A 17,143-nucleotide genomic window follows, 5' to 3' on the forward strand; every position below is an offset into this window, starting at 1 on the left:
ATGCGAGTCACAGTGTGAATGATCGATTTGTCATAAGGACGTAACCTTTCCGAGGGTGAGGGGATAAGTAAATAAATGCGACTCAACCTTGTTTGCCGTTGAGCCCGCTATGATCAGGGTTTAGTCAGCGTTGACGTCAAATGGCCAGCGTTGCTCGCTGATGACAGTAATAATTGGTAATGCGACGAAGGGTCACATCTGAATCCTGGGTCCACGAAATTTTCACACTGCCCGACGATCAAAGCCTCTTTCGCTTCTGCGCGAGGCGTTGGTCTGCCGGGCGGCCAGGTCTTGCGAGCGCTTCGCAAGGCCACCCGGGCGCCTGCTGGAAAGGTGCCCGGGCAAACAGCGGCAGCCGATGCGTCGGTTTGCCATCTACCTAGCCAAAGGCTCTGGATTGCACATGTCGGACCGTTTCGAACTTTATCTCACCTGCCCCAAGGGTCTTGAAGGCCTGCTCGCCGAGGAGGCCCGCCAATTGGGCCTGAGCGAGGTGCGTGAACACACCTCGGCCATTCGCGGCGACGCCGATATGGAAACCGCCTATCGCCTGTGCCTGTGGTCGCGCCTGGCCAACCGGGTGCTGCTGGTGCTCAAGCGTTTTTCCATGAAGAACGCCGATGACCTCTATGACGGTGTGCATGCCCTCGATTGGGCTGATCACCTGGCGGCCGACGGTACGCTGGCGGTGGAGTTCAGCGGCCATGGTTCGGGTATCGACAACACCCACTTCGGCGCCCTGAAAGTGAAGGACGCCATCGTCGACAAGCTGCGCAACCGCGAAGGCCTGCGCCCGTCGGTGGAGAAGGTCGACCCGGATGTGCGCGTACACCTGCGCCTGGATCGTGGCGAGGCCATCCTGTCCCTCGACCTGTCCGGCCACAGCCTGCACCAGCGCGGTTATCGCCTGCAGCAGGGCGCGGCGCCATTGAAGGAAAACCTGGCAGCGGCGGTGCTGATCCGTTCGGGCTGGCCACGTATTGCAGCCGAGGGCGGCGCCCTGGCTGACCCGATGTGCGGTGTGGGCACCTTCCTGGTCGAGGCGGCGATGATCGCCGCCGACATCGCCCCCAACCTCAAGCGCGAGCGCTGGGGCTTCACGGCCTGGCTCGGGCATGTGCCGGCGCTGTGGCGCAAGCTGCACGACGAGGCCCAGGCCCGTGCCCAGGTGGGCCTGGCCAAGCCACCGCTGTGGATTCGTGGCTACGAGGCCGACCCGCGGCTGATCCAGCCGGGGCGCAACAACGTCGAGCGCGCAGGCCTGGGCGACTGGGTGAAGATCTACCAGGGCGAGGTAGCGAGCTTCGAACCGCGCCCGGACCAGAACCAGAAGGGCTTGGTGATCAGCAACCCGCCCTATGGCGAGCGCCTGGGTGATGAAGCCAGCCTGCTGTACCTCTACCAGAACCTCGGCGAGCGCCTGCGCCAGGCGTGTATGGGCTGGGACGCGGCGGTGTTCACCGGTGCGCCGGAGCTGGGCAAGCGCATGGGCATCCGCAGCCACAAGCAATACGCTTTCTGGAACGGCGCATTGCCGTGCAAGTTGCTGCTGTTCAAGGTCCAGCCGGACCAGTTCGTCACCGGCGATCGTCGCCAGGCCCAGCCCGAGGCGGGCGAGGACGAGCCGCGCCGCCAGGCAGCGGTGGCCAGCGAGCCGGCGCGCCTGTCGGAAGGCGCGCAGATGTTCGCCAATCGCCTGCAGAAGAACTTCAAGCAGCTGGGCAAGTGGGCCCGTCGCGAGAAAGTCGATTGCTACCGCGTGTACGATGCCGACATGCCCGAGTACGCGCTGGCAGTCGACCTGTATCACGACTGGGTACACGTGCAGGAATACGCCGCGCCCCGCTCGATCGATCCGGACAAGGCCCAGGCGCGCCTGCTCGACGCGCTCAGCGCGATTCCCCAAGCCCTGGGCGTCGATCCGCAGCGCGTGGTGCTCAAGCGCCGGGAACGCCAGACCGGCACTCGCCAGTACGAACGCCAGGCCACCGAAGGACGCTTCCAGGAAGTCAGCGAAGGCGGCGTCAAGCTGCTGGTCAACCTCACCGACTACCTGGACACCGGCCTGTTCCTCGACCATCGCCCGATGCGCCTGCGTATCCAGCGCGAGGCGGCGGGCAAGCGCTTCCTCAACCTGTTCTGCTACACCGCCACGGCCAGCGTGCACGCAGCCAAGGGTGGCGCGCGCAGCACCACCAGCGTCGACCTGTCGAAGACTTACCTGGACTGGGCACGGCGCAACCTGTCGCTCAACGGTTTCTCCGAGCGCAACCGCCTGGAGCAGGGCGACGTCATGGCCTGGTTGGAGAACGCCCAGGACAGCTACGACCTGATCTTCATCGACCCGCCGACCTTCTCCAACTCCAAGCGCATGGAAGGGGTGTTCGACGTGCAGCGCGACCATGTGCAGCTGCTCGACCTGGCCATGGCGCGCCTGGCGCCGGGTGGTGTGCTGTACTTCTCCAACAACTTCCGCAAGTTCCAGCTCGACGAGCACCTGGCGACGCGGTATGCGGTGGAGGAAATCAGCGCCCAGACCCTGGATCCTGACTTCGCTCGCAACAACCGCATCCATCGCGCCTGGCAGCTGCGTTTGCGCTGAGCCGACGAGGTACATGGCGTGGCCACTGGCCAGCGGCTATAAAGCAGGACAGGGCGGGACAATACGCAGGACGCTGACGTTGCTGAGAGTCCTCTATGTCGAACCCAGGCGTACCTGCGAAGCCGCTTGGCCTGTTCGGTGACGAGCTGTCGGCCTGGGGCGTGGCCCTGGCGGCGCTGGTCGCCGGGGCGCTGCTCACGGCCGCGCTGGCCATGGCCACGCAGACCTTCTTCAAGCAGCAACTGCGCCAGCGTTTCGAGCTGTTGGCCAGTGAGCGCTACAGCCGTATCGTTGAACGATTCGAGGAGCAGGAGCTGCGCCTGGATGGCCTGCGCCGCTTTATCACATACTCCAGTGAAGTCACGCCCTACGCGTTCGATGGTTACGCACGCCCATTGCTGCATCGCACCCAGGCCTACTCCTGGGCACCGCGGGTAGCGTCGGGGCAGCGTAGCGCGTTCGAGCAGCGCTCCAGCGCCTTGCTGGGTCAGCCATACCAGATCCGTGACCTGGACGCCCAGGGCCGATTACAGCCGGCTGCGATGCGCGACCACTATTACCCGATCCTGTATACCCAGGCGGCGAGCCATGAGGCCCAGCCCTATGGTTTCGACCTGGGCGGGCAGGCGCCGCGCGCCGCGCCACTTGCCCGGGCCCAGGCACGCGGCAGCATGGCGGTGTCCGCGCCGCTGGACATGATCAATGTCCAGCCGACCTACACCCGTGGCCTGCTGATGGTCGCTCCCGTCTTTGGCGATGAGGCGTCTGCGAATGGGTTGCCCCGAGGTTATGTGATGGCCTTGCTGAGCCTGCACCAGTTGATTGCCGAGAGCCTGCCCACCGTAGCCGACGACAACCTGGTGGTGCGCATTCTCGACCTGTCCAACGAGGGTGGTCACGAGGTGCTGTTCGATTCTGGCGGGCCGCCTGCGCGCATGGGCCTTGCCAGCAGTCACCTGCTGCACCTGGCTGACCATCACTACCAGCTCGACATTCGCCCAAGCCAGGACTTTCTATTGGCCAACCAGTCGTCGGCGGTACCGGTGGTGGCATTGCTCGGCGGCCTGTTGAGCGTATTGCTGGCGCTGTTGCTTTACAGCCTGTTCAGCCAGCGCCAACGTGCCCTGGGCCTGGTCGCACGGCGTACTGCCGAACTACGTGTCAGCGAGCAGTCGTTGCGCGAGACTCACAATCAGTTGCGCAGCGTGCTTGATGCTGCGACTCAGGTTGCGATTATCGCCACCAGCTTGCGCGGGGTGATCGGCACTTTCAATGCGGGTGCCGAACGCATGCTGGGCTATTCGGCCAGTGAAGCCCTGGGCCAGCTGCGTCTGGAGGACCTGGTACTGGCTGATGAGCTGCACCAGCGCGCCCATGCCCTGAGTCAGCGTTTTGGTCGCGAGGTCGGCGCCGGCCAGGCGATGTTTGCCGAGACTGCGCAGGAAGGTGGCGCACAGCCAGCGGACTGGACACTGGTGCGCAAGGACGGCAGCCATCTGCTGGCCAACATGCTGGTGACGGCGGTGCTGGATGAGCAGGGGTTGTGGGTGGGTTACCTGGCAATCTGCATCGATGTCACCGAGCGGCGTCGGGTACACGAGGCCCTGGCGGCCCGCGACCGCTTGCTGGAGAAACTCAGTGCCGAGGTACCTGGCGGAATCTACCAGTATCGCCTGGATGCTGATGGACATTCCTGTTTCCCCTACGCCAGCCAGGGGCTGCACGAGATCTATGAAGTGGACCTGGCGGTGTTGCGCGAGGATGCCACGGCGGTGTTCGAGCGAATTCACCCGGACGACCTGGAGCGGGTACGGCGTTCGGTGCGCTATTCCGCCGAGCACCTGACGCCATGGCGGGAGGAGTACCGGGTGTGCCTGCCGCAAGCGGGGCTGCGCTGGGTGCGCGGGGAGGCGACGCCGGAGATCGGCGAGCACGGCAGCACGCTTTGGCATGGCTACCTGACGGATATCTCGGATCTCAAGCGGGTCGAGGAAGAGTTGCGCGCATTGTCGGTGACCGACGCCCTGACCGGCATTTACAACCGTCGCTATTTCCAGGAGCGGTTGCGCAACGAGCTGGATCGGGCGCAGCGCGAAGGTCTGGACCTGGCGGTGATCATGCTGGACATCGACCATTTCAAGCGTATCAACGATCAGTTCGGGCACGCGGTCGGGGATCATGTGCTGCGCAGCTTGTGCCAGCGGATCGCGCATCGGCTGCGGCGGACCGATGTGTTCTGCCGATTGGGTGGGGAGGAGTTCATGGTGTTGTGTCCCGGGAGCAGTGCCGAGCAGGCGCGGGTGCTGGCACAGGAGTTGTGGCGGGGGGTGCGCAGTGTGCCGGTGGAAGGCGTCGGGCGGGTCACCGCGAGTTTCGGGGTAGCGGGGTGGCGCGCTGGGGAGGGGGCGGATGCATTGTTGTTGCGGGCGGATGCTGGTGTATATGCGGCCAAGCAGGGGGGGAGGGATCGGGTTGAGGGGGAGTTGTTGTCTTGACTTAAGTTTGATGTTCTTGTTGATTCGCGAGTGGTAGTTAGTGTCGGTTTGAAGTTGCATGCGAATTCAGGTTGTATTTCGGTGCGTCGGTGTATTGTCTTATTTTCAATCGATAATTCTCCAAGTTTTGCTCTTGCTCTTGCTCTGCTCTGCTTTTGCTTCTAAGTGCGCGATAGTTCAGGCGACACAAATTGCGACTTCAGGAGGCCGAACGCAGGTCTTGCGGAGGGAGGTGACGGGCATGGATGCCCGTCAAGCGCTGCGCCCCAGGATGGGGCGTTCAGCGCGGTCCTCCCGGGAGCCCGGAGCGAAGCGTAGGGGCCGGATGAATGGAGCGAGGATTTTTTGGTTCCTTTTTGATCCTTCAAAAAGGGACCCGCCGTAAGGGCGGAAAGGTGATTATGCGTCACTACCGAAAATGAATGCGCATATAACTTTCAAAACACACATTGTTTAAGTAAAAGTAAAAGTAAAAGGCGGTTGGTGTGGGTTTTTATAGTTGTAAGTGCATTCATTTGCGATATCGACGCATAGTCACCTTTCCGCCCTTACGGCGGCTTACTTTGGTCATGGCCAAAGTAAGCAAAGCCGTGGCGCTCCATTCATCCGGCCCTCCGCTTCGCTCCGGGTCCCCTCACTCCGGCCTTGCTCCCGGGAGGACCGCGCTGAACGCCCCATCCTGGGGCGCAGCGCTTGACGGGCATCCATGCCCGTCACCTCCCTCCGCAAGACCTCCGTTCGGCCTCCTGAAGTCGCGAAGTTACGGGCGGCGCCTGGGCTGACGCAGCTGTCGCTAGCTGGGTATGGCGCTAGACTCCTGATCGGCAACGGCAACGGCAACGGCAACGGCAACGGCAACGGCAACGGCAGTATCAAAGGTAATTTGAGCGTTCGTCGGCGCGCCGACGTGGTCGGCTATCACTTCTCTGTCACGTAACTGTATTGTTGGCTATTCTCCAATCTGTCCCAGTACACTTCGGAACTGTTACGGTATTCTGGCCCGCAGTGAGCCACACAAGAACAATGACCCGTCAGCGCTTCGAGAACACGCCATGACCAACCTGCTGCTGTACCAGCGCATTGCCCAGCAACTGGCCGATGACATCCGTCGGGGTGTCTACCAGCCGGGTGAGCGGGTGCCGTCGGTGCGCAAGATGAGCGCGCAGCTCAATGTCAGCCATGCCACCGTACTGCAGGCTTACGCCAATCTCGAGGATCAGGGTCTGATACGTGCCCGGCCGCAGTCCGGCTACTACGTCCACCAGACCCCGGCGTTGACGGCGCAGACCCCGGATATCGCGCGGGTCGAGCGCCCGGGCCTGGTCACCCGGGCAAGCATCATCCAGCAAGTGCTAGTCGAGGCGCGGCGCGATGGGGTTTTCCCGTTCGGCGCCGCGGTGCCGCATGTGGACTACCTGCCCGTGCGTGCCCTGCACCAGCAGTTGGCCAAGGTAACGCGCTTCCATAGCCCGCGTGCCTTCAGCTACATGTTCAGCCCGGGGTTCGAACCCCTGCGCCGACAGATCGCCATACGCATGCGTGATGCCGGCGTACTGGTCGATCCACGTGAGGTGGTGGTCACCCATGGCTGTGTCGATGCGCTGCAGATGGCGCTGCGGGTCCTTACCCGGCCGGGCGACCTGATCGCGGCCGAGTCGCCCACTTACTACGGCCTGCTGCAATTGGCCGACCTGCTGGGGCTCAAGGTCATCGAAATCCCCAGCGATCCCTCTACCGGTATCAGCCTGGAGGCCCTGCAACTGGCCGCCAACCAGTGGTCAATCAAGGCGCTGGTGTTGACGGCGCGTTTGAGCAACCCGCTGGGCGGCACCATTCCTGAGGAGCGGCAGAAGCAACTGCTGCGTTTGGCATCGGATTTCGACATACAGATCGTCGAGGACGATATCTACGGCGAACTGATGTTTGAGCAGGGGCGCACCAAGGCGCTTAAGGCGTTTGATCGTCTTGACCGGGTGATCTACTGCTCGAGCTTCTCCAAGACCTTGTCACCAGGGGTGCGGGTCGGCTGGATGATCGCCGGGCGCTACCAGGACGAGATCCAGCGCCTGCAGACCTTCACCACGCACTCGGCCTGTAGTGTCACGCAGATGGCGGTGGCCGCCTACCTGGAGAACGGGGGCTACGATCGCCACCTGCGCTACATTCGCCAGGAATATCGCAAGAACCTCAGTGCCTACCAGCTGGCGGTGCAGCAGCATTTCCCTGAGGGCACGCAGATGACCCGGCCCACAGGTGGCTTCATCCTCTGGGTGAGCCTGCCAGGGCGAGTCAATACTCAGGAGCTGCATGTGCGGGCGTTGGAGCAGGGGATCAGCATTGCGCCGGGCCTGATCTTCAGTAACACCGAGCAGTTCAATCACTGTATCCGGCTTAATTGCGGCATTCCCTGGAACCGCGAGGCGGAGCGCGCGGTGATGACCCTGGGGCTGCTGGCCCAACAATTGTGCCGTGAGCCTACAGGTTCACTTTTGTAGGCTTGTCAGATGAGTGGGGAACAGGGAGCATACGCGTTTTGCAGCTTACGTTCCCGGTACCCATGAACCTGTTTCGTCCTCTTGTCATTGCCCTGTGTTGCGCGTTGCCCTGGCTGCCGGCCGGAGCGGTGCAGGCTGCCGAGCCTGCTGCCAAGGCGCAGGGGGTGCACAAGTCGGCGGCCAAGACTGCAGCCAAGTCCAAGGCTAAACCAAAGGCCAAGCCCAAGGTGAAGGCCAAGCCTGTCAGCAAGGCTGTCGCCAAACCGCTGCACAAGCCGAAGATCGACCTGAGCCTGCCGAGTGAGATGGTCAGGCATCTCGAGCCGGACCTGGGTGGCGGGCCGGTGGTGCGCAAGCCTCTGCTGCCGTCGATGTTCCCCACCAAGCCGGAATCCGAAAGCAGCCCGTTCCAGCTCAACGGCCGACTGATCAGCAACGAAATGCAGCTGCAGTTGCGCAACGACAGCCGGCGCGATGTCGAAGGTGCAGCGATCGATTTCGAGTTTCGTAACTGACTGCCGGGTCACGGTCTTTTTCATTCGCTCGGCAATTTCAAACATATGTTTGAGCGGTTAGTATCCAGGGACGTTCGTCCCGTTTTGCTCCTGGGAGTCCTGTTGTCATGAAATGCCGCGAGGGCTGCGGTGCCTGCTGCATCGCCCCGTCCATCAGTTCGCCTATCCCCGGCATGCCCCAGGGCAAGCCGGCCGGCGAACGCTGTCTGCACCTTAATGTCGAAAACCTCTGTGCGCTGTTCGGCAAGCCCGAGCGACCGCAGGTGTGTGGCGGCTTCAAGGCGGAAGCGGACATCTGTGGCAACGATCGTGACGAGGCCATCCGCATCATCGGGTGGTTGGAGCAAATGACGGCGGCATGACAGGTTGGATCCTCGACAACAAGGAACAAGATGATGAGATCGATCAAGCGTATTGCACTGCTGTGTGGCATGGGTGTCGTGCTGGCACCCACGGCCTGGGCCGAGAACTGGCAGGTGGCCAAGGACGAGGAGGGGATCAAGGTGTCCCTCAGCGAGGTGGCCGGTTCCAAGTACAAGGCCTACCGTGGCGTGACCGTGATCAAGGCACCACTGGCCAAGGTCAAGGCGTTGCAGGAGGACGTGGTCGGGGCCTGCGCCTGGATCCACGAGTGCAAGTCGCAGAAACTGCTCAAGAGCGAGGGCGACCAGAGCTGGACCTACACTCAGTTCAATACGCCATGGCCGGTGACGCCACGCGATTCCGTCCTGCATGTGACCACTGTCCAGGAGGCTGATGGTAGCCTGACCCGCAAGCTTGAGGAGCAGCCGAAGTATCTGCCGGAGGAAAAGGGCTTCGTGCGCGTCGCCCAGGTAGAGGGCTACTGGAAGCTGGTGCCCAAGGGTGACAGCACCGAGGTGACCTACCAGGTGCACACCGAACCAGGTGGCAGCGTGCCGTCCTGGCTGGCCAACAAGTTCGTGGTGGATGCACCGTTCAATACCCTGAAGGGGTTGAAGGAGCGTGCCGAGAAACAGTGATCGGCTTTGGTAATGCAGAAACAAGAAAGGCTGCCCGAGGGCAGCCTTTTTGCGTTCGGCCGAAAAGGCTTACTTGCGGTCTTTCAGCTCGACGATGTCACGCTGCTCGTAGCCGGTGTAAAGCTGGCGCGGGCGGCCGATCTTGTACGGGCTGGAGAGCATTTCCTTCCAGTGCGAGATCCAGCCGACGGTCCGCGCCAGGGCGAAGATCACAGTGAACATGCTGGTCGGAATGCCGATGGCCTTGAGAATGATGCCCGAGTAGAAGTCGACGTTCGGGTACAGCGAGCGCTCGACGAAGTACGGATCGGTCAGGGCGATCTCTTCCAGGCGCATGGCCAGTTCCAGCTGCGGGTCGTTCTTGATGCCCAGCTCGTTGAGCACTTCGTCGCAGGTCTGCTTCATCACGGTGGCGCGCGGGTCGCGGTTCTTGTACACGCGGTGACCGAAGCCCATGAGCTTGAACGGGTCGTTCTTGTCCTTGGCCTTGGCGATGAACTTGTCGATGTTCGAGACATCGCCGATTTCATCGAGCATGGTCAGTACGGCTTCGTTCGCACCGCCGTGGGCAGGGCCCCACAGTGCGGCGATACCGGCGGCGATACAGGCGAACGGGTTTGCGCCCGAGGAGCCCGCCAGGCGCACGGTGGAGGTGGAGGCGTTCTGCTCGTGGTCGGCGTGGAGGATGAAGATCCGGTCCATCGCCTTGGCCAGCACCGGGCTGATCGGTTTGATCTCGCACGGGGTGTTGAACATCATGTGCAGGAAGTTTTCCGCGTACGACAGGTCGTTGCGCGGGTACATCATGGGCTGGCCCATGGAGTACTTGTAGACCATCGCGGCCAGGGTCGGCATTTTTGCGACCAGGCGTACCGCGGAGATTTCGCGGTGCTGCGGGTTATTGATGTCCAGCGAGTCGTGATAGAACGCCGACAGAGCGCCGACCACGCCGCACATCACCGCCATCGGGTGGGCGTCGCGGCGGAAGCCGTTGAAGAACGACTTCAGCTGCTCGTGAACCATGGTGTGGTTCTTCACGGTGCTGACGAACTGGGCCTTCTGCTCGGCATTCGGCAATTCACCGTTGAGCAGAAGGTAGCAGGTCTCGAGGTAGTCCGACTGTTCGGCGAGCTGTTCGATCGGGTAGCCGCGGTGCAGCAGCACGCCCTTGTCGCCATCAATGTAGGTGATCTTCGACTCGCACGATGCGGTCGCCATGAAACCTGGGTCGAAGGTGAAGTGGCCTGATGCCCCCAACCCGCGGACGTCGATAACATCGGGACCAACGGTGCCGGTTAAAATGGGCAGCTCGACGGGGGCAGCGCCCTCGATGATCAACTGCGCTTTTTTGTCAGCCATGTGGCCTCCTATTAATGCTTGAAATCATCAGACAGACCCCCCACGCAGGGCCCGCACCACTATAGAGGGATAAATTCGAATGTCAATTTGCCTAAAGGCTGGTTGAAACGCCCTCTGAGGCCTAATTTTTCACGAAATTCTCGCCCGTTTACGCCTTTTGTCCGTTAAAGGCAATGCGCTATTTGGGCTAGCCCCTCACGTTGTCATAAGCAGCCTAACTGTCTATACTCGGCAGCCGACTCCCAGGGGCTTTCAAGCCCGCCCTGCTGGGTGTCGTCGCTCTCCTGGGTGGTGGGTACCTGACCAGTACACTTACCAACAACTTTGCCCTGTTAGCTAGGGGCTCTTCAGTGTGAAAAAAGCCGTGAAAAGCCAACGACCTGTAAACCTAGACCTAAGGACCATCAAACTCCCGATCACCGCGTACACGTCCATTCTTCACCGTATTTCCGGCGTCATCCTCTTCCTCGGCCTTGCCATCATGCTGTACGCACTGGGCAAGTCGCTGGGTTCGGAGGAAGGCTTTGCCGAGGTGAAGGCGTGTCTGACCAGTCCGCTGGCCAAACTGGTGACCTGGGGCCTGCTGTCCGGCCTGCTGTACCACCTCGTGGCAGGTGTGCGCCACCTGATCATGGACATGGGGGTCGGTGAGACGCTGGAAGGCGGCAAGCTGGGCTCGAAAATCGTGATCGTCATCTCCGTGGTGCTGATCGTTCTGGCAGGAGTTTGGGTATGGTAACTAACGTCACGAACCTGTCGCGTTCGGGCCTCTACGACTGGATGGCGCAGCGCGTCTCGGCGGTCGTTCTCGCGGCTTACTTCATTTTCCTGATCGGCTACCTCGCCGCCCACCCGGGCATCGACTACGCCCAGTGGCATGCTCTGTTCACCAACAATGCGATGCGCATCTTCAGTCTGCTGGCCCTCGTTGCCCTGGGCGCACACGCCTGGGTCGGCATGTGGACCATTGCCACCGACTACCTGACGCCGATGGCGTTCGGCAAGTCGGCGACTGCGATTCGTTTCCTGTTCCAGGCGGTATGCGGCGTTGCGATGTTCGCTTACTTCGTCTGGGGTGTGCAGATTCTCTGGGGTATCTGATTCATGGCTAACATTCCAACCATTTCCTTCGACGCCATCATCATTGGTGGTGGCGGCGCGGGCATGCGCGCAGCACTGCAACTGGCTCAAGGCGGCCACAAGACCGCCGTAGTCACCAAGGTGTTCCCGACCCGTTCGCATACCGTTTCCGCCCAGGGCGGCATCACCTGCGCCATCGCTTCGGCCGACCCGAACGACGACTGGCGCTGGCACATGTACGATACCGTCAAGGGTTCCGACTACATCGGTGACCAGGACGCTATCGAGTACATGTGTCAGGAAGGCCCGGCCGCGGTCTTCGAGCTCGACCATATGGGCCTGCCGTTCTCGCGTACCGAAACCGGCCGTATCTACCAGCGTCCGTTCGGTGGCCAGTCCAAGGACTTCGGCAAGGGCGGCCAGGCTGCCCGTACCTGTGCAGCCTCCGACCGTACCGGTCACGCGCTGCTGCACACCCTGTACCAGGGCAACCTGAAGGCAGGCACCACCTTCCTCAACGAGTACTACGCCGTTGACCTGGTGAAAAACCAGGACGGCGCTTTCGTCGGTGTGATCGCGATCTGCATCGAAACCGGCGAAACCATGTACATCAAGTCCAAGGCCACCGTGCTGGCGACTGGCGGTGCTGGTCGTATCTACGCCTCCACCACCAACGCCCTGATCAATACCGGCGACGGTATCGGCATGGCCCTGCGTGCCGGCGTACCGGTGCAGGACATCGAGATGTGGCAGTTCCACCCGACCGGCATCGCCGGCGCCGGTGTATTGGTCACCGAAGGTTGCCGCGGTGAGGGTGGCTACCTGATCAACGCCCACGGCGAGCGCTTCATGGAGCGTTACGCGCCGAACGCGAAAGACCTGGCCGGCCGCGACGTGGTCGCTCGTTCCATGGTCAAGGAAATCATCGCCGGCAACGGCGTGGGCCCGAACAAGGACCACGTGCTGCTGAAGCTGGATCACCTGGGCGAGGAAGTGCTGCACAGCCGCTTGCCAGGTATCTGCGAGCTGTCCAAGACCTTCGCCCACGTCGATCCAGTAGTCGCCCCGGTACCGGTCGTGCCGACCTGCCACTACATGATGGGCGGCGTCGCCACCAACATTCATGGCCAGGCCATCACCATGGACGCCGAAGGCAAGGATCACATCATCCCGGGCTTGTTCGCCGTGGGTGAAGTGGCTTGCGTATCGGTCCACGGCGCCAACCGCCTGGGCGGCAACTCGCTGCTCGACCTGGTGGTGTTCGGCCGTGCCGCCGGCCTGCACCTGGAAAAGGCGCTGACCGAAGGCGTCGAGTACCGCGATGCCAGCGACACCGACGTCGATGTTGCCCTGAACCGCCTGAACAAGCTCAACGAGCGTACCAGCGGCGAAGACGTGGCAAGCCTGAAGCGCGAACTGCAGAGCTGCATGCAGAACTACTTCGGTGTATTCCGTACCGGTGAATACATGCAGAAGGGTATCGAGCAACTGGCTGGCCTGCGTGACCGCATCGCCAACGTCAAGATCAACGACAAGTCCCAGGCCTTCAACACTGCGCGTATCGAAGCGCTGGAGCTGCAGAACCTGCTGGAAGTCGCCGAAGCTACCGCCATCGCGGCCGAAGCCCGTAAAGAGTCCCGTGGCGCACACGCCCGTGAAGACTTCGAAGACCGTGACGACGAAAACTGGCTGTGCCACACCCTGTACTACCCGGGTGAGAAGCGCGTCGCCAAGCGTGGTGTCAACTTTGCGCCGAAGACAGTTCCTGCCTTCGAACCAAAAGTCCGGACTTACTAAGGGTGGCTGCTATGTTGAAAGTCGAAGTTTATCGCTACAACCCCGACACCGACTCGGCGCCCAAGATGGAGTCGTTCGACGTCGATACCGGCGGCAAGGACCTGATGGTTCTGGACGTGCTGGCACTGATCAAGGAAAAGGACGAGGGCTTCTCGTATCGTCGCTCCTGCCGTGAAGGCGTGTGCGGTTCCGATGGCATGAACATGAACGGCAAGAACGGCCTGGCCTGCATCACCCCGCTGTCGGGCGTGGTCAAGGGCAATAAGCTGGTACTGCGTCCGCTGCCTGGCCTGCCGGTCATTCGTGACCTGGTGGTCGATATGAGCATCTTCTACAAGCAGTACGAGAAGGTGAAGCCATTCCTGCAGAACGACACGCCGGCCCCGGCCATCGAGCGTCTGCAGTCGCCGGAAGACCGCGACAAGCTGGACGGTCTGTACGAGTGCATCCTGTGTGCTTGCTGCTCGACCTCCTGCCCATCGTTCTGGTGGAACCCGGACAAGTTCCTGGGCCCCGCCGCCCTGCTGCAGGCCTACCGCTTCCTGGCCGATAGCCGTGACACCAAGACTCAGGAGCGCCTGGCGTCCCTGGATGACCCGTTCAGCGTGTTCCGCTGCCGCGGGATCATGAACTGCGTGAACGTTTGCCCGAAGGGTCTGAACCCGACCAAGGCAATCGGCCACGTACGTAACATGCTGCTGCAAAGCGGCACCTGATTCAAAGCGTTGTACCTGCAGTAAGCCGAGGTGCGGGTGGTGAGCCCGCACTGAGGTAAAACCCGAGCAAGGGCTCACAAAGCCCGCGCTCATTACCTATGAAGATATGAGACCAGCAGGGGCTTCCGGGCTGGTACCCGGAAAATCAGCAGGATCCAGGTGGCGTGGTTCAGTCGCTGTGTTCGGACTTTTCCAGGTTTGCTGTGGCTCTCGCCGATCAGTCCCCTAACCGAGGGTGACCAAGCATGCAAGAAAGCGTGATGCAGCGCATGTGGGAAAGCGCCCACCTTTCAGGTGGTAACGCTGCATATGTGGAAGAGCTTTATGAGCTCTACCTGCACGACCCTAACGCTGTGCCAGAAGAGTGGCGCACTTACTTCCAGAAGTTGCCCGCCGACGGCAGCACCGCTACCGATGTCTCGCACTCGACGATCCGCGACCATTTCGTACTGCTGGCAAAGAACCAGCGCCGCGCCCAACCGGTTTCCGCCGGGAGCGTGAGCACAGAACACGAGAAGAAGCAGGTTGAAGTGCTGCGACTGATCCAGGCCTATCGTATGCGCGGCCATCAGGCTGCCAAGCTCGACCCGTTGGGGTTGTGGCAGCGTCCTGCGCCCGTAGACCTGTCGATCAATCATTACGGCTTGACCAATGCCGATCTTGATACGACCTTCCGTGCCGGCGACCTGTTCATCGGCAAAGAGGAAGCGAGCCTACGCGAAATTTTCGAGGCGCTCGAGAAGACATATTGTCGCACCATTGGTGCCGAATTCACCCACATCGTCGATTCCGAGCAGCGCAGCTGGTTCCAGCAGCGCCTGGAAAGCGTGCGTGGCCGCCCCGAGTTCTCCGCCGACGTGCAGGCACATCTGCTCGAGCGCGTCACGGCCGGTGAGGGCCTTGAGAAGTATCTGGGCACCAAGTACCCGGGCACCAAGCGCTTTGGCCTGGAAGGCGGTGAGAGCCTGATCCCGATGCTGGACGAAATGATCCAGCGCTCCGGTTCCTACGGTACCAAGGAAGTCGTGATCGGCATGGCCCACCGTGGCCGTCTGAACGTGCTCGTCAATACCTTCGGCAAGAACCCGCGCGAGCTGTTCGACGAGTTCGAAGGCAAGAAGATGAACGAGCTGGGCTCCGGTGACGTGAAGTACCACCAGGGGTTCTCCTCCAACGTGATGACCCCCGGTGGCGAAGTCCACCTGGCCATGGCGTTCAACCCCTCCCACCTGGAAATCGTCTCGCCAGTGGTGGAAGGTTCGGTTCGCGCCCGCCAAGATCGCCGCAACGACAGCGTTGGCGACAAGGTTCTGCCGATTTCGATCCACGGCGACGCAGCGTTCGCCGGCCAGGGCGTGGTCATGGAAACCTTCCAGATGTCGCAGACCCGCGGTTTCAAGACCGGCGGCACCGTGCACATCGTGATCAACAACCAGGTCGGCTTCACCATCAGCAATCCGCTCGACGCGCGTTCAACCGAGTACGCCACCGACGTTGCCAAGATGATCCAGGCGCCGATCCTGCACGTGAACGGCGACGATCCTGAAGCGGTGATGTTCGTCACCCAGCTGGCCATCGATTACCGCATGCAGTTCAAGCGTGATGTGGTCATCGACTTGGTCTGCTACCGCCGCCGCGGCCACAACGAGGCCGACGAGCCGAACGGCACCCAGCCGCTCATGTACCAGCAGATCAGCAAGCAGCGCACCACCCGTGAGTTGTACGCCGAGCAACTGATCAGCGCCGGCCGCATCGATGCCGAACGCGCCCAGGCCAAGATCGACGAGTATCGCAACGCCCTGGACAACGGCCTGCATGTAGTCAAGAGCCTGGTCAAGGAGCCGAACCGCGAGCTGTTCGTCGACTGGCGTCCCTACCTGGGCCATGCCTGGACCGCGCGTCATGACACCCGCTTCGACCTCAAGACCCTGCAGGAACTGTCGGCCAAGCTGCTGGAGCTTCCAGAAGGCTTCGTCGTCCAGCGTCAGGTCGCCAAGATCTACGAAGATCGCCAGAAGATGCAGGCCGGTGGCTTGCCGATCAACTGGGGCTACGCCGAGACCATGGCCTACGCCACCCTGCAGTTCGAAGGGCACCCGATCCGCATGACCGGCCAGGACATCGGCCGTGGCACCTTCTCGCACCGTCACGCGGTGCTGCACAACCAGAAGGACGCCAGCACCTACGTACCGCTGAAGAACCTGTTCCCGGGCCAGCCGCGCTTCGAACTGTACGACTCCTTCCTTTCGGAAGAAGCCGTGCTGGCCTTCGAATACGGCTACTCGACCACCACGCCGAACGCGCTGGTGATCTGGGAAGCCCAGTTCGGCGACTTCGCCAACGGTGCGCAAGTGGTGATCGACCAGTTCATCACCAGCGGTGAGCACAAGTGGGGCCGCCTGTGCGGTCTGACCATGCTGCTGCCACACGGTTATGAAGGGCAAGGTCCGGAGCACTCCTCCGCGCGTCTGGAGCGTTACCTGCAGCTGTGCGCCGAGCACAACATCCAGGTTTGCGTGCCGACCACCCCGGCCCAGATCTACCACCTGCTGCGTCGCCAGGTCATCCGTCCGCTGCGCAAACCGCTGATCGTGCTGACGCCGAAGTCGCTGCTGCGCCACAAGCTGGCCATCTCGACGCTGGAAGATCTGGCCGAAGGTTCGTTCCAGACCGTGATCCCGGAAATCGACAACCTCGATCCGGCCAAGGTCGAGCGTCTGGTCCTGTGCGGTGGCAAGGTCTACTACGACCTGCTGGAAAAACGCCGTGCCGAAGGCCGCGAAGACATCGCCATCGTGCGTATCGAGCAGCTGTATCCGTTCCCTGAGGACGACCTGGTCGAAATCCTGGCGCCTTACACCAACCTCAAGCATGCAGTGTGGTGTCAGGAAGAGCCGATGAACCAGGGCGCCTGGTACAGCAGCCAGCATCACATGCGCCGTATCCTGGGCCGCCACAACAAGGCACTGGTTCTGGAATACGCCGGCCGCGACGCTTCCGCCGCGCCAGCCTGTGGTTACGCATCGAAGCACGCCGAGCAGCAGGAAAAACTGCTGCAAGACGCGTTCACCGTCTAACGCCTT

The 17,143-nt window shown here is 61.9% G+C and carries 13 protein-coding genes; 12 read left to right on the top strand and 1 reads right to left on the bottom strand.

Features of this window, described 5'->3' with window-relative positions; all coding sequences use genetic code 11:
- Nucleotides 1-403 precede the first annotated feature (403 nt).
- From rlmKL to BMY03_RS19800, 7 genes are all read left to right on the top strand, one after another.
- A complete protein-coding gene (rlmKL, locus tag BMY03_RS19770; protein WP_094012044.1) occupies nucleotides 404-2,602 on the top strand; it encodes a bifunctional 23S rRNA (guanine(2069)-N(7))-methyltransferase RlmK/23S rRNA (guanine(2445)-N(2))-methyltransferase RlmL in 2,199 nt (732 codons plus the stop codon).
- A gap of 95 nt (nucleotides 2,603-2,697) precedes the next feature.
- On the top strand, nucleotides 2,698-5,097 hold the full coding sequence (locus BMY03_RS19775; protein ID WP_094012045.1) for a sensor domain-containing diguanylate cyclase: 2,400 nt from the start codon (nucleotides 2,698-2,700) through the stop codon (nucleotides 5,095-5,097).
- A 706-nt stretch (nucleotides 5,098-5,803) separates the two neighbouring features.
- Nucleotides 5,804-6,034, top strand: coding sequence for a hypothetical protein (locus BMY03_RS26415; protein WP_094012046.1), 231 nt, complete (start codon nucleotides 5,804-5,806; stop codon nucleotides 6,032-6,034).
- A 115-nt stretch (nucleotides 6,035-6,149) separates the two neighbouring features.
- Nucleotides 6,150-7,592 (top strand): aminotransferase-like domain-containing protein, encoded by a 1,443-nt coding sequence (locus tag BMY03_RS19785; protein WP_038706507.1) that lies wholly within the window; start codon nucleotides 6,150-6,152, stop codon nucleotides 7,590-7,592.
- 62 nt (nucleotides 7,593-7,654) lie between these two features.
- Nucleotides 7,655-8,107: a hypothetical protein gene (locus tag BMY03_RS19790; RefSeq protein WP_094012047.1), complete on the top strand. Its 453-nt coding sequence runs from the start codon at nucleotides 7,655-7,657 to the stop codon at nucleotides 8,105-8,107.
- Between the two features lie 107 nt (nucleotides 8,108-8,214).
- A complete protein-coding gene (locus tag BMY03_RS19795; RefSeq protein WP_023628900.1) occupies nucleotides 8,215-8,469 on the top strand; it encodes a YkgJ family cysteine cluster protein in 255 nt (84 codons plus the stop codon).
- A 33-nt stretch (nucleotides 8,470-8,502) separates the two neighbouring features.
- Nucleotides 8,503-9,108, top strand: a complete 606-nt coding sequence (locus BMY03_RS19800; protein ID WP_023628899.1) for an START domain-containing protein — start codon at nucleotides 8,503-8,505, stop codon at nucleotides 9,106-9,108.
- A gap of 69 nt (nucleotides 9,109-9,177) precedes the next feature.
- On the opposite strand, the gene gltA is transcribed toward BMY03_RS19800, so the two are convergent.
- Nucleotides 9,178-10,467: a citrate synthase gene (gltA, locus tag BMY03_RS19805; RefSeq protein ID WP_023628898.1), complete on the bottom strand. Its 1,290-nt coding sequence runs from the start codon at nucleotides 10,465-10,467 to the stop codon at nucleotides 9,178-9,180.
- Nucleotides 10,468-10,819: 352 nt separating this feature from the next.
- On the opposite strand from gltA, the gene sdhC reads away from it, so the two are divergent.
- From sdhC to BMY03_RS19830, 5 genes are all read left to right on the top strand, one after another.
- Nucleotides 10,820-11,206, top strand: coding sequence for a succinate dehydrogenase, cytochrome b556 subunit (sdhC, locus tag BMY03_RS19810; RefSeq protein ID WP_023628897.1), 387 nt, complete (start codon nucleotides 10,820-10,822; stop codon nucleotides 11,204-11,206).
- Nucleotides 11,200-11,568 (top strand): succinate dehydrogenase, hydrophobic membrane anchor protein, encoded by a 369-nt coding sequence (gene sdhD, locus BMY03_RS19815; protein WP_023628896.1) that lies wholly within the window; start codon nucleotides 11,200-11,202, stop codon nucleotides 11,566-11,568. The genes sdhC and sdhD overlap by 7 nt, the downstream gene beginning before the upstream one ends.
- Nucleotides 11,569-11,571: 3 nt before the next feature.
- Nucleotides 11,572-13,344 carry a succinate dehydrogenase flavoprotein subunit gene (gene sdhA, locus BMY03_RS19820; protein WP_023628895.1) on the top strand — a complete coding sequence of 591 codons (1,773 nt, stop codon included), beginning with the start codon at nucleotides 11,572-11,574 and terminating at the stop codon, nucleotides 13,342-13,344.
- Nucleotides 13,345-13,355: 11 nt separating this feature from the next.
- Nucleotides 13,356-14,060, top strand: coding sequence for a succinate dehydrogenase iron-sulfur subunit (locus BMY03_RS19825; protein WP_012315348.1), 705 nt, complete (start codon nucleotides 13,356-13,358; stop codon nucleotides 14,058-14,060).
- Nucleotides 14,061-14,305: 245 nt separating this feature from the next.
- Nucleotides 14,306-17,137 carry a 2-oxoglutarate dehydrogenase E1 component gene (locus BMY03_RS19830; RefSeq protein WP_023628894.1) on the top strand — a complete coding sequence of 944 codons (2,832 nt, stop codon included), beginning with the start codon at nucleotides 14,306-14,308 and terminating at the stop codon, nucleotides 17,135-17,137.
- Nucleotides 17,138-17,143: the final 6 nt, after the last annotated feature.

The sequence above is a fragment of the Pseudomonas soli genome (genome assembly GCF_900110655.1).
In the GTDB taxonomy this organism is placed as follows: Bacteria; Pseudomonadota; Gammaproteobacteria; order Pseudomonadales; family Pseudomonadaceae; genus Aquipseudomonas; species Aquipseudomonas soli.